The organism is Pseudomonas juntendi, from assembly GCF_009932375.1.
GTDB lineage: Bacteria > Pseudomonadota > Gammaproteobacteria > Pseudomonadales > Pseudomonadaceae > Aquipseudomonas > Aquipseudomonas juntendi.
This window is the reverse complement of sequence record NZ_BLJG01000301.1, coordinates 1-672: the sequence shown is the minus strand read 5'-3', so window position 1 is coordinate 672 and position 672 is coordinate 1. Positions and strand designations below refer to the sequence as shown.

The window sequence follows — 672 nt, the reverse complement described above, 5'->3', positions numbered from 1 at the left end:
GGTTCAGGCGCTGGATTGGCAAGTCGACCTGCTCGAAGGCACGCACAAGGTCTGGGTAGCCATCGCGAAACGCCTTGGACACCCCGATCGACAATTTCGCCGGAAGTGACTGGCTGCCTTGGGGGTTGGGGTTGCTTGCATCGGTGAGGGTGGCCCAGGCGTTGGCATCGAACGGTGGTTCTTGTAGGCGTACGAGCTTGTAACGGCCCATGAGGGGGGTAGGGTTCCAGTAGTAGAACAGCACGGGCTGGCCTCGGCGGATGGCCGAGGTGATTTCGGCATCCATGGCGGCACCGGAGCCACTGCGGAAGTTGGTGTACAGCTCATTCAAACCGTAGGCCTTGAGCTTCTGGCTGTTCACGGTTTCGGAGGTCCAGCCGCTGGGGCTGTTGAGGAAGCGGCCTTTGTCGGGCGACTCGGGGTCGCGAAACACCTGCGGGTAGCGCTTGAGGTCCTCGACTTGGCGCAGCTCGGGGGCACTGGGCTCGATACCCCGGTCACGATCGCCCTCGATCACATAGGCCGGCACCCACCAGCCTTCTTCGGCATTTTTTACCGTGTCGCCCAGGGCGAACACCTGGCCGGCCTGCTCGGCCTTGACCCAGGCGGGGCTGCGCCCGGCCCACTCCTCGGCGATGACCTGAAGGTCGTTACGTGTCAGCGCCACCTCCA

General features: G+C 63.7%; 1 protein-coding gene. It reads right to left on the bottom strand.

Translation table 11 applies throughout. The annotated features are described in order from the left end of the window. Window positions 1-672, bottom strand: a 672-nt coding sequence (locus tag GYA94_RS25045; protein ID WP_161893322.1) for a glycine betaine ABC transporter substrate-binding protein, incomplete at both ends; no start/stop codon positions are given.